General features: G+C 72.6%; 12 protein-coding genes and 1 tRNA gene. 6 read left to right on the top strand and 7 right to left on the bottom strand.

The features are described 5' to 3' along the window. Positions 1 to 129 precede the first annotated feature (129 nt). Genes ACWEN3_RS29605 through ACWEN3_RS29590 form a run of 4 tightly spaced genes read right to left on the bottom strand, consistent with a single transcriptional unit; the run spans position 130 to position 3,913 of the window. Complete coding sequence (locus ACWEN3_RS29605) at positions 130 to 1,155, bottom strand: L-idonate 5-dehydrogenase (protein WP_452976814.1); 1,026 nt, start codon at positions 1,153 to 1,155, stop codon at positions 130 to 132. A gap of 14 nt (positions 1,156 to 1,169) precedes the next feature. Then, positions 1,170 to 1,934, bottom strand: coding sequence for an SDR family oxidoreductase (locus tag ACWEN3_RS29600; protein WP_452976812.1), 765 nt, complete (start codon positions 1,932 to 1,934; stop codon positions 1,170 to 1,172). A gap of 13 nt (positions 1,935 to 1,947) precedes the next feature. Next, positions 1,948 to 3,345 carry a GntP family permease gene (locus ACWEN3_RS29595; protein WP_452976810.1) on the bottom strand — a complete coding sequence of 466 codons (1,398 nt, stop codon included), beginning with the start codon at positions 3,343 to 3,345 and terminating at the stop codon, positions 1,948 to 1,950. A gap of 49 nt (positions 3,346 to 3,394) precedes the next feature. Further along, a complete protein-coding gene (locus ACWEN3_RS29590; RefSeq protein WP_452976808.1) occupies positions 3,395 to 3,913 on the bottom strand; it encodes a gluconokinase in 519 nt (172 codons plus the stop codon). Positions 3,914 to 4,052: 139 nt separating this feature from the next. Between ACWEN3_RS29590 and ACWEN3_RS29585 the strand changes: the two genes are divergently transcribed. Beyond that, positions 4,053 to 4,754 (top strand): FadR/GntR family transcriptional regulator, encoded by a 702-nt coding sequence (locus ACWEN3_RS29585; protein ID WP_452976806.1) that lies wholly within the window; start codon positions 4,053 to 4,055, stop codon positions 4,752 to 4,754. A 17-nt stretch (positions 4,755 to 4,771) separates the two neighbouring features. Here the strand turns inward: ACWEN3_RS29585 and ACWEN3_RS29580 are convergent, their stop codons facing one another. Further along, on the bottom strand, positions 4,772 to 5,146 hold the full coding sequence (locus tag ACWEN3_RS29580) for a YchJ family protein (RefSeq protein ID WP_452976804.1): 375 nt from the start codon (positions 5,144 to 5,146) through the stop codon (positions 4,772 to 4,774). 112 nt (positions 5,147 to 5,258) lie between these two features. Between ACWEN3_RS29580 and ACWEN3_RS29575 the strand changes: the two genes are divergently transcribed. From ACWEN3_RS29575 to ACWEN3_RS29565, 3 genes are read left to right on the top strand one after another with little or no spacing between them, the layout of a single operon-like run. Continuing rightward, positions 5,259 to 5,570 carry a dsRBD fold-containing protein gene (locus ACWEN3_RS29575; protein ID WP_452976802.1) on the top strand — a complete coding sequence of 104 codons (312 nt, stop codon included), beginning with the start codon at positions 5,259 to 5,261 and terminating at the stop codon, positions 5,568 to 5,570. A gap of 11 nt (positions 5,571 to 5,581) precedes the next feature. Further along, positions 5,582 to 6,886, top strand: coding sequence for a phosphoribosyltransferase family protein (locus tag ACWEN3_RS29570; protein WP_452976800.1), 1,305 nt, complete (start codon positions 5,582 to 5,584; stop codon positions 6,884 to 6,886). Between the two features lie 10 nt (positions 6,887 to 6,896). Continuing rightward, positions 6,897 to 8,027, top strand: coding sequence for a CapA family protein (locus ACWEN3_RS29565; protein WP_452976798.1), 1,131 nt, complete (start codon positions 6,897 to 6,899; stop codon positions 8,025 to 8,027). Positions 8,028 to 8,039: 12 nt separating this feature from the next. Here ACWEN3_RS29565 and polX read toward each other — a convergent pair whose 3' ends face one another. Continuing rightward, positions 8,040 to 9,767, bottom strand: coding sequence for a DNA polymerase/3'-5' exonuclease PolX (gene polX, locus ACWEN3_RS29560; RefSeq protein WP_452976796.1), 1,728 nt, complete (start codon positions 9,765 to 9,767; stop codon positions 8,040 to 8,042). A gap of 63 nt (positions 9,768 to 9,830) precedes the next feature. Beyond that, positions 9,831 to 9,918: transfer RNA gene (locus ACWEN3_RS29555), tRNA-Leu, on the bottom strand. A 213-nt stretch (positions 9,919 to 10,131) separates the two neighbouring features. Between ACWEN3_RS29555 and ACWEN3_RS29550 the strand changes: the two genes are divergently transcribed. Together ACWEN3_RS29550 and chpH are read left to right on the top strand one after the other, a co-directional pair. Continuing rightward, positions 10,132 to 11,457 (top strand): M20/M25/M40 family metallo-hydrolase, encoded by a 1,326-nt coding sequence (locus ACWEN3_RS29550; RefSeq protein WP_452976794.1) that lies wholly within the window; start codon positions 10,132 to 10,134, stop codon positions 11,455 to 11,457. A 147-nt stretch (positions 11,458 to 11,604) separates the two neighbouring features. Then, on the top strand, positions 11,605 to 11,838 hold the full coding sequence (chpH, locus tag ACWEN3_RS29545; protein ID WP_452976792.1) for a chaplin ChpH: 234 nt from the start codon (positions 11,605 to 11,607) through the stop codon (positions 11,836 to 11,838). The last annotated feature ends 107 nt before the right edge of the window (positions 11,839 to 11,945 follow it).

Genomic DNA, 11,945 nt, shown 5'->3' with positions numbered 1-11,945 from the left:
CGAGCGGGGTCTGGTGCGTGCGGCTGCAAGGCGGAGGAGGGAGTCGACGCGGAGCGTCGGCGACCGACGACAACGCCGCAGATGGGCGTGCCAGACCCCGCGACGCCGGGATGATCCGAACGACACCCCCTAAGCCCCGAACTCCAGCAGCACCTTGCACGACCGCGTCCGGTCCGCGGCCAGCGCGAACGCGGCCTCCGCCTGTGCCACGGGCAGCACCGCGCTGACCAGCCCGTCGAACTCCCCCCGGGCGGCCAGCAGTTCCAGCGCCTCGTCGAACTCGGCCGCGAAACGGAACGCGCCGCGCAGCTCGATCTCCCGGCTCACCACCAGGTTCCCGGCGAACGGACTCGGCCCCGGCGGCAGCATCCCGAGCTGGACGACCACGCCCCCGCGCCGCACCAGCCGCAGACAGGTATCGAGACCGGCCGGCACGCCCGACGCCTCCACGGCCACGTCCACGTCCTCGGGCCATCCGGGGTCGTCCGGATCGTCGGCCCGTACGAGCGTGTCCGCTCCCGCGACGGCCGCGTACCCGAGCGCCTGCGGGACCAGGTCGGTCGCCGTCACCCGGGCCGCGCCCGCCGCCCTGGCCGCCGCGACCACCAGGCACCCGATCGGCCCGGCCCCGGTCACCAGCACATGGCGGCCCGTCACGTCCCCGGCCCGCCGCACCGCGTGCAGCGCCACGGAGAGCGGCTCGGCGAGCGCCGCCCGGCGCAGCCCGAGCCCCTCCGGGAGCGCCCTCAGCTGCCCGGCCGGCACGGCCAGCCGGGCGGTGAACCCGCCCTGGACGTGCGGGAAGCGGGCCGCGCTGCCGAGGTACCGGGTGTCCCGGCACACGTTCGCGCGCCCGTCGGCGCACTCCGGGCAGACCCCGCACGGGGTGGCCGGGTGCACGGCGACGGCCGTGCCCGGCGCGGGACCGCCGGCCCCGGCGCCGTAGGACACCACCGTGCCCACCACCTCGTGCCCGAGCACCATCGGCTCCCGCAGGCGGAAGTCACCGACGCCGCCGTGCCGCCAGTAGTGCAGGTCGGAGCCGCACACCCCGCCGTACCGGACGGCCACCAGGGCCTCACCGGGACCGGGGCGAGGGACCGCCAGCTCCGTCACCCGGAGGTCTCCGGCCCCGTGGATCACACAACCCGGCATGCCCGCCGCCCCGTTCACAGGACGCTCGTCATGCCGCCGTCGACGTACAGCACCTGCCCGCCGACGAAGTCCGCCGCGGGCGAGGCGAGAAAGAGCAGCCCGCCCACCAGGTCCTCGGTGCGGCCCCAGCGGCCGGCCGGGGTGCGGCCGCGCACCCAGGCGCTGAACTCCCCGTCCTCGACGAGGGGCCGGGTCAGCTCGGTCTCGATGTAGCCCGGGCCGAGGCCGTTGACTTGGACGCCGTACGGCCCCCAGTCGGCGCACATGCCCTTGGTGAGCAGCTTCAGCGCGCCCTTGGTCGCCGCGTACGGCGCGATGCCGGGGCGGACGACCTCGCTCTGCAGCGAGCAGATGTTGACGATCTTGCCGTGGCCGCGTCCGGTCATCCGCCGGGCGGCCTCCCGGCCGACGAGGAACGCGCTGGTGAGGTTGGTGTCCAGGATCCGGTGCCAGTCGGCGTCGGTGAACTCCAGCAGCGGTGCGCGCAGTTGCATGCCCGCGTTGTTCACCAGGATGTCGATCGGGCCCACCCGCTCCTCGACGTCCGCGATGCCGGCGGCCACGGCCGGTCCGTCGGTCACGTCGAACACGGCCGTGTGGATCCGGTTCCCGGGCAGTTCCGCCGCCGCCTTCGCGAGCCGGCCGGAGTCACGCCCGTTGAGGACCACCGTGCAGCCGGCCTCGGCCAGGCCCCGGGCCAGCGCGAGGCCGATGCCCCGGCTGGAACCGGTGACCAGGGCCGTACGGCCGCTGATGTCGAAGAGAGGGTGAGCCGTCATCGCCGTAGCGCTCCTAGACGACGAGGGACAGCAGCAGCACCAGGCCGCCGCCGACCACCGAGAGGATCGTCTCCATGATCGACCAGGTCTTGACGGTCTGCCCGACGCTCAGCCCGAAGTACTCCTTCACCAGCCAGAAGCCGGCGTCGTTGACGAAGCTGAAGAAGAGCGAGCCGGAGCCGATCGCCAGGACGAGAAGGGCCGTGTGGGTGGGCGACATGCCGGCCGCGAGCGGCGCGACCAGACCGGCCGCCGAGACCGTCGCCACCGTCGCCGAACCGGTCGCCAGCCGGATCACGACCGCGATCAGCCAGGCCAGCAGCAGCGCCGGGATCGACCAGTGCTTGGAGACGTCCAGGATCATCTGGCCGACGCCGCAGTCGATCAGCGTCTGCTTGAAGCCGCCGCCCGCGCCGACGATCAGCAGGATGCCGGCGATGGGCATGAGGCCCTTCTCGACGGTCTGCTGCAGCCGGTCCTTGCTGAACCCGGCGGGCCGGCCCAGCGTGAAGAAGCCGACGATCACGGCGGCGAGCAGGGCGATCAGCGGGGAGCCGATGACGTCGAAGACGCGCTGGGTGCTGTTGGCGGGGTCGTCGATGACGATGTCCACCAGGGCCTTGGCCAGCATCAGCACCACGGGCAGCAGCACGGTGGCGAGCGTCGCGCCGAAGCCCGGACGGCCCTCCAGCTCCTCCGAGGGGCGCTGCGGAAGCATCCGGTCGGGCGCCGGGACGTCCACCCAGCGGGCCGCGACCTTGGAGAACAGCGGACCGCCGACGATCACGGTCGGTATGGCGACGACGAGGCCGAGGGCGAGGGTCAGGCCCAGGTTGGCGTGGAGCGCGTCGATCGCGACCAGCGGGCCGGGGTGCGGCGGGATCAGGCCGTGCATCACGGACAGACCGGCGAGCGCCGGGATGCCGATGCGCATCAGGGAGTAGTTGCCGCGCTTGGCGACCATCAGGACGACCGGGATCAGCAGCACGATGCCGACCTCGAAGAAGAGCGGCAGGCCGATCACGGAGGCGATCAGGACCATCGCCCAGGGCATCGCACGGCCCCCCGCCTTGGCGAGGATGGTGTCGACGATCTGGTCGGCACCGCCCGAGTCGGCGAGCAGCTTGCCCAGGATCGCCCCGAGCGCGATCAGGACGCCGACGCCGGCCACGGTGTTGCCGAGCCCGGTGGTGAAACTGGTGATCGCCTTGTCGAGCGGGGCTCCGGCGGCCGCACCGAGCGCCAGCGACCCGATGGTCAGCGCCAGGAAGGCATGGAGCTTGAACTTGGTGATGAGCAGGACGATCACGGCGATGCCCAGCAGGACGGCGATGCCCAGCTGGGCGTGCCCGACGGAGGTGATCGGCGGAGGCGCGTCCGCTGCCAGCATCTCGACGCTGAGTCTGGTCACGGGGGTTCCCTTGCGGTTACGGGGGACTTGGGGACTTGTCAGAAGGGTGTTACGCGGATGCGGCAGGAAGGGCGTCCAGCGCCTTGACGGCGCGTTCGGTGATCTCCTGGGGACCGCCACTGACGTCCACGGCGACACCCGCCTCGTCCGGCCCCAGGGGTTGCAGCGTGGCGAACTGCGAGTCCAGCAGCGCGGTCGGCATGAAGTGCCCCTGGCGCTGTGTCATCCGGTCCTCGATCAGCTTCCGGTCGCCCGTGAGATGCACGAACACGACTCCCGGAGCCACGGCCCTGAGCCGGTCGCGGTACGACCGCTTCAGCGCCGAGCTGCTGACCACCCCACCGAGCCCGGCCCGGCCGTGCGCCCAGTGACCGATGGCGTCGAGCCACGGCCACCTGTCGGCGTCCTCGAGCGGGATCCCGGCCGACATCTTGTCGATGTTGGCCTTCGGGTGGAAGTCGTCGCCCTCGGCGTACGGGACGCCCAGCCGCGCGGCGAGCAGGGGACCGATCGTGGTCTTGCCCGTCCCCGCGACGCCCATCACGACGACGACCTGGGGGGTTCGCATTACTGCCTCGCTGTCTTCCTCGACATCCGACGCCACTTCGGCGTCGCCACACTGAAACCTATTAGTACGACAAATTCAAGAGTGTGTGATGTATAAGTCTGACTTTTTAAGTCCGTGATCCACGCCGTACGCTGACTGCATGAGCACACCGGGCCGAGGGCTGCACGGCCGCGTACTGGACACCCTCGGCCCCGCGATCACCGCGGGCGAGTACCCGCCGGGCAGCGTCCTGCGCACCGACGAGCTCGCACAGCACTTCGAGGTGTCACGCTCCGTGATGCGCGAGGCGGTGCGGGTACTCGAATCCATGCACCTGGTCGAGTCCCGCCGCAGAGTGGGCGTGACGGTCCGCCCCAAGGCCGAGTGGAACGTCTACGACCCGCAGGTCATCCGCTGGCGGCTGGCCGGCGCCGACCGCCCCCACCAACTGCGCTCGCTGACCGTGCTGCGCTCCGCGATCGAGCCGGTCGCGGCCGGGCTGGCGGCGAAGCACGCCACCGCCGAGCAGTGCGCCGAACTCACCGAGTGCGCGCTCGGCATGGTGGCCAACTCACGCGGCCACCGGCTCCAGGAGTACCTGGTTCACGACGTCGCCTTCCACCGCGTCATCCTCAGCGCCTCGGGCAACGAGATGTTCGCCCGCCTCGGCGACGTCGTCGCCGAGGTGCTGGCCGGCCGCACCCATCACGAGGTCATGTTCGAGGACCCCGACCCGGCGGCCGTGACCCTGCACGTGCAGGTCGCCGAGGCCGTACGCGCGGGCGACGCGCCCCGCGCCGAGGAGCTGACCAGGGAGATCACCGTGGGAGCCCTCCAGGAACTGGACATCCTGGCGCCCTAGTCGGGCCCGGCCCCGGGTCAGTCGAGGAAGTCCCCGTCCACGTACACCCACGCCCCGTCCACCCGCTCGAAGCGGCTCCGCTCGTGCAGCGAACCGCCCCGGTACGAGGCCCGGAAGGTCACCGTCCCCGCGGAGTGGAAGGCGGACCCGTCGGTCCCGCCGAGGATCTCCAGCCCGGTCCAGCGCATCCGGGGATCCAGGTCCAGCCGCTCCGGCCGGGTCCGCGGATGCCAGGTGCGCAGCAGATACCCCGCCTCCCCCATGACGAACGCGCTGTACCGCGAGCGCATGAGCAGCTCGGCGGTCGGCGCGGCCGCCGGCCCCGTGTGGAACCGGCCGCAGCAGGCGTCGTACGGCTGGGGGAGTCCGCAGGGGCAGGCGCGCGTGGTCATGCCCCTCATTCTGCCCGCAGCCGGGGAGGCGACCGTCTCCGGCGGGGTGCACAGTGGAAGTGCCGGCCCGCCGCGCCCCGCCGGGCCGCGGCACAAGGAGGAGGGACGGACCATGACCCGACCCGTGACCAGCCGTCCTCCGGCCGTCAAGGAGTGGCGGCTGAACCTGTACCTCTCCGAACACGACCCGGACACCACCGCCCGGATCGTCCTGGACACCGGCGACAACGTCCTGGAGAGCCACGCCGAGGCCCGCCGCAGCCCCGCCGACCGCGACGTGCCCGAGATAGGCGACGAACTCGCCGCCGGGCGCGCCCTGATCGCCATGGGCCGCCTGCTGGTCCGCGCGGCCAACGGCGACATGAAGGCGCTCGGAGCGGCCGACACGCACCGCGCCGAACCCCTCTGGCTGCCCCGGGAGTGAGGGGAGACCCCGTGCGGTTCGGCAACCGGCTCGAAGCGGGACAGCGGCTGGGCGCCCGCCTCGAATACCTCAGGGGCCAGGACGTGGTGGTGCTGGGGCTGCCACGCGGCGGAGTGCCGGTCGCGGCGGCCGTCGCCGAGGCGCTCGACGCCCCCCTCGACGTCTGCCTGGTGCGCAAACTCGGCGTTCCCTTCCAGCCGGAGCTGGGCATGGGCGCGATCGGCGAGGACGGCGTCCGCGTCATCAACCGGGAGGTGCTGAGGGGCACCGGGGCCAGCGAGGAGGACGTCGCACGGGTCGAGGAACGCGAGCGCCGCGTGCTCCAGGACCGGGCCGCCCGCTACCGGGGCGCCGTCTCACCGGTCTCCGTCGCCGGCCGGACCGTCGTCGTGGTCGACGACGGCGTGGCCACCGGCTCCACCGCACGGGTCGCCTGCCGGGTCGCCCGGGCGCGCGGCGCGGCCCGCATCGTGCTGGCCGTCCCCGTGGCCCCGCGCGACGTCGCCCGGCGACTGGGCGACGACGCCGACGAACTGGTCTGCCTGGACACCCCGTGGGACTTCCTCGCGGTCGGCCAGTTCTACGCCGACTTCACCCAGGTCGAGGACGAGGAGGTCACCGCCTGCCTGCGGCAGGCCGCCGGCCGGCACCAGCGCGCCGCGGGCACCCGGTCCACCGACCGGGAGGTCACGGTGACGGCCGGCGCGGTGCGGCTGGGCGGACGGCTCACCGTGCCCGACGGCGCCACCGGCGTCGTGGCCTTCGCCCACGGCAGCGGCAGCAGCCGGCAGAGCCCGCGCAACCGGTTCGTCGCCGAGGGACTGCACCGCGCCGGGCTCGCCACCCTGCTGTTCGACCTGCTCACCGACGAGGAGGAGCGCGACCGGGCCAATGTCTTCGACATCGCACTGCTGGCCGGCCGGCTGCTGGACGCCACCCGCTGGCTGCGCGAGGAACCCGGCACCGAGGGGCTCGCCATCGGCTACTTCGGCGCCAGCACCGGCGCGGCCGCCGCCCTGTGGGCCGCCGCCGAACCCGCCGCGCGGCCCGCCGCGGTCGTCTCCCGCGGCGGCCGGCCCGACCTCGCCGGGCCACGGCTCGCCGCCGTCACCGCGCCCACCCTGCTCGTGGTCGGCGGCGCCGACCGCCAGGTGCTCGACCTCAACCGGGACGCACAGGCACGACTCCACTGCGAGAACCGGCTCGAAGTCGTCCCCCGCGCCACCCATCTCTTCGAGGAGCCCGGCGCGCTCGAAAGGGTGACCGAGCTGGCCCGCGACTGGTTCACGGACCACATGGCACCCGCGCACGTCTGACCCACCGGCCATGCCCGAGGAAACCGTCACCCTCTTCCTCGCCGGCGACGTCATGCTCGGCAGGGGCGTCGACCAGATCCTCGCGCACCCCGGCGACCCCGCCCTGCGGGAGGACTACGTCCACGACGCCCGGGACTACGTCGCCCTGGCCGAGGCCGCGAACGGGCCGATACCCCGGCCCGTGGACGACGCCTGGCCATGGGGCGAGGCACTGCCCGTCCTGGAACGTGCCGCGCCGGACGCCCGGGTGATCAACCTGGAGACCGCCGTCACCCAGGACGGCGACTTCGCGCCCGGCAAGGGTGTCCACTACCGCATGCACCCCGCCAACCTGCCCTGCCTCGCCGCCGCCCGGCCCGACGTCTGCGCCCTCGCCAACAACCACGTGCTCGACTTCGGGCCGCCCGGCCTGGAGGAGACACTGGACCGCCTCGAAGCGGCCGGGCTGCGCACCGCCGGGGCGGGCCGGAACGCGGCCGCGGCCCGGCGCCCGGCGGCCGTCCCGCTGCGGTCCGGCGGCCGCGTCCTGGTCCTCGCCCTCGGCATGCCGTCCAGCGGGATCCCGCCCGACTGGGCCGCCACCGGCGAACGGCCCGGCGTCGCCCTGGCCGCCGCGCCGAACGCGGCCGCCGCCGTGGACTTCGCCGACCGGCTGCGGCAGGCGGAACGGCCCGGCGACATCGTCGTCGCCTCCCTCCACTGGGGCTCCAACTGGGGCTACACCGTCTCCCGCAACGAGATCCGTTTCGCCCACGCGCTCGTCGACGCGGGCGCCGACATCGTCCACGGCCACTCCTCGCACCACCCGCGCCCACCGGAGATCTACCGGGACAGACTCGTCCTGTACGGCTGCGGAGACCTCGTCGACGACTACGAGGGCATCGGCGGCCACGAGCACTACCGCGACGACCTGCGCCCGCTGTACCTGGCGACGGTCGAGGGCGGCACCGGCCGCCTGACCGGCCTGCGGATCGTGCCCCTCCAGGCGCGCCGGATGCGCCTGGAGCACGCCACGGCCGAGGACACCGCATGGCTGGGCACCGTCCTCGACCAGCACGCCCGCCACCTCGGCACCCGCGTCGAGCACACCGCCGGCGGCATCCTCACGGTACGGCCCCTGCGCACCGGCGCACCGCGCTGAGACCCCGTGCGCTCAGGGCCGCCCGCTCTTGCGCAGGAACCGGCGCAGCCGGGTCAGCGGCCAGGTGTTGATCACATCGTCCCGAGTCAGCCAGCCGCGCCGCGCCGTACCCACGCCGTACCGCAGCTGCGCGAGGTGCGGCACGGAGTGGGCGTCGGTGTTCACCGCGAACCGCACCCCGTGCGCCCTCGCCCTCAGGATGTCCTCGTCGCCTAGGTCCAGCCGGTCCGGCTGGGCGTTGACCTCCAGCGCGGTACCGGTGCGCGCGCAGGCCGCGAAAACCTCCTCCCAGTCCGCGTCGACGCCCGGCCGCCTGCCGATCAGCCGGGTGGTGGGATGCCCGATCACATTGACGTACGGGTTCTCGCAGGCCCGCACCAGCCGCCGCGTCATCGCCCGGCGGCCCAGGTCGAAGTGCGAGTGCAGCGAGGCCACGCACAGGTCGAAGCCGGCCAGGAACTCCTCCGGCCAGTCCACCTCGCCGTCGGGACCGATGTTCAGCTCCGTGCCGTGCAGCAGCCGCGTCCGGTGGCGCGTGCCGTCCAGCTCCCGCAGCCGCTCCCGCTGGGCGAGGATCTTCTCGTCGGTCATGCGCTGCATGTACAGGTCGGGCGCGTGATCGGTCACCGCGTAGTACGCGTGCCCGAGCCCGGCGGCAGCCTCCACCATCGCCTCCAGCGACGCGAGGCCGTCGGTCAGGTCGGTGTGCGTGTGCAGGTCACCCCGGATGTCCCGCTCGGTCACCAGCTCGGGCAGCTCCCCGCGCAGCGCCGCCTCGATCTCCCCGCGGTCCTCCCGCAGCTCCGGCGGGATCCACGGCAGCCCGAGCCGCGCGTACACCTTCTCCTCCGTCCGGGAGGCGACCGACTCCCCGCTCTCCACGTCGAACACGCCGTACTCGGACAGCTTCAGCCCCTGGTGCACGGCGATGGTCCGGGTACGGATGTTGTGCGCCTTCGAACCGGTGAAGTACTGCAGGCCCGCGCCCCAGGACTCCGGCGGCAGCACCCGCAGATCGACCTGGAGGCCCTCGGCGGTGCGCACCGACGTCTTCTTCGTGCCCCGCGCGACCACCTCGGCGGTGACCGGCAGGGCGCACAGCGCCTCCATGAACGGGGCCGACCGCTTCGCCGCGACCAGCACGTCGAGGTCCCCGACGGTCTCCCGCATCCGGCGCAGGGACCCGGCGTAGGCGCACCGCTCGCACCCCGTCACCCCGGACAGCTCGGCGACGATCTCCTCGGCGGTCTCCAGGGCGAGCGGAAGCCGCACCCGGCCGCCCGCCCGCCGCAACAGCTCGATGCCGTGCCGGATGTTCTCCTGCGTCTTCTCGCCGAAGCCCTTGAGATCGGCCAGCGCGTCCGCGTCGATGGCGGCGGCGAGCTCCTGTACCGAGGAGATGTGCAGGTCCTCGTAGAGCCGCAGGGCCTTCTTCGGGCCCAGGGTGGGGATCGAGATCAGCTCCCGCACCCCGGCGGGGATCTGCGACCGGCGCTCCTCGACCACCGCCATCTTCCCCGTGCGCAGGTACTCGACCACCTTGTCGGCGATCGACCTGCCCACGTTCGGTATCTCCCGCAGGCCCTCCTCGTCCATCCGGGAGACGTCGGCCGGATGGCCGCCGATGGCGCGTGCGGCCTTCTCGTAGGCGCGCGCCTTGAAGGCGTCGCCTCCCGTGATCGCGATGAGGTCGGCGTACTCCCGCAGGATCGCCTCGACCTCCTCGTTGGGCCGGGCCACGCCTCAAGTCTAGGGAGCCCGCGCCCGGGCATGCAGAAGGCCCCCGCAGAGCAGGGGCCTCACTGGTGTCCGAGGGGGGACTTGAACCCCCACGCCCGATAAAGGGCACTAGCACCTCAAGCTAGCGCGTCTGCCATTCCGCCACCCGGACAAGGTGTCTGTCGTGCGGGGGTTCCCTTCGGGGGGCTCTCCTCGCGGCGACGAAGGAAACATTACCAGGCTTTCGGGGGTGGCTGATCACCCCCCGTCCCCGGACCGGCCACGGGTGAACGGAGTGTGACGGGCCGGGTCCGGTCTTGGGCCCGGGGCGGACCCGGAGAGAGGATGAGGGAGACCACCGGCAGTGGCAATGGGAGGAAGCAGCGTGAGCGAGACGGACACGGCCAAGGGCGTCACCGGCGAGGACGAGGTCGTGGACCTCTGCCGCGACCTCATCCGGTTCGACACCAGCAACTACGGCGACCACTCCGGGCCCGGCGAGCGCGAGGCCGCCGAGTGGACCGCCGAGAAGCTCGCCGAGGTCGGGCTGGAGCCGCGGATCTTCGAGTCGCACCCGGGCCGTGCCTCGACCGTGGCCCGCATCGAGGGGGAGGACCCGTCCCGGCCCGCGCTGCTGATCCACGGCCACCTGGACGTCGTACCGGCCAACGCCGGCGACTGGACCCACCACCCGTTCTCCGGCGAGGTCGCCGACGGGTGCGTGTGGGGCCGCGGGGCCGTCGACATGAAGGACATGGACGCCATGACCCTCGCGGTCGTCCGCGACCGGCTCAGAAGCGGCCGCCGGCCCCCGCGGGACATCGTCGTCGCGTTCCTCGCCGACGAGGAGGCGGGCGGCACCTACGGCGCCCGGTACCTGGTCGACCACCACCCGGAGCTGTTCGAGGGCGTCACCGAGGCGATCAGCGAGGTCGGCGGCTTCTCCTTCACCGTGAACGAGCAGCGGCGGCTCTATCTGATCCAGACGGCCGAGAAGGGCATGCACTGGATGAAGCTCACCGTGGCCGGTACCGCCGGGCACGGATCGATGATCCACCGCGACAACGCCATCACCGAGCTGTCCGAGGCCGTCGCCCGGGTCGGCCGGCACAGGTTCCCGGTACGGGTCACCAAGACCACTCGCGCCTTCCTCGACGAGCTGGGCGACGCGCTCGGCACCGAGCTGGACCCCGAGGACATGGAGTCCACCCTCGCCAAGCTCGGCGGCATCGCCAAGCTGATCGGCGCGACCCTGAGCAACACCGCCAACCCGACCCAGCTGAACGCCGGCTACAAGGTCAACGTCATCCCGGGCGAGGCCACCGCGCACATCGACGGCCGCTTCCTGCCGGGGCACGAGGAGGAGTTCCTCACCGACCTCGACCGGCTGCTCGGACCCCACGTCCGGCGCGAGGACGTGCACGCCGACAAGGCCGTCGAGACCAGCTTCGACGGGGCGCTGGTCGCGGCCATGCAGTCCTCGCTGCTCGCCGAGGACCCCACCGCCAAGGCGATCCCGTACATGCTCTCCGGCGGCACCGACGCGAAGTCCTTCGACGACCTCGGCATCCGCGGCTTCGGCTTCGCCCCGCTGAAGCTGCCGCCCGAGCTGGACTTCGCAGGCATGTTCCACGGCGTGGACGAGCGGGTGCCGGTGGACGGGCTGAGGTTCGGCGTGCGGGTGCTCGACCGCTTCATCGACGCGTCGTGACGCTCTGCCCCGGAGTAATCGGGCGCGCGTACGAGATCCACTGAGAAGGGTGAATGCGACCATAAGCTCGTAGCTCCATTACTCCCTCCTCGTTACAGCTCATGTGATTCCCGCACCTTGGGATCACATTGCCAACTAGGAGGAATAATGATCAAGAAGGTCGTCGCTGCTGCGGCCGCCACCGGTGGGCTCGTTCTCGCGGGCGCGGGTCTGGCCGTCGCCGATTCCGGTGCCCAGGGTGCCGCCGTGCACTCCCCGGGTGTCCTGTCCGGCAACGTCGTCCAGGTTCCCGTGCACGTCCCGGTGAACGTGTGCGGCAACACGATCAGCGTGATCGGGCTCCTGAACCCCGCCTTCGGCAACACCTGCATCAATCACTGACGACGGCTCCCCGGGGGAGGCGTCCTCTGTGAGCCGTCCCTAGGGGCCGTCATGTGTGAGCCGTCGGCCTCGGAGCGCGCCCGGTGCGCCCCGCGGCCCTCCCGGGA

This window comes from Streptomyces sp. NPDC004561, from assembly GCF_053602155.1.
Note: the sequence above shows the minus strand (reverse complement) of the source record. Positions and strands in the feature narration are given on the sequence as shown.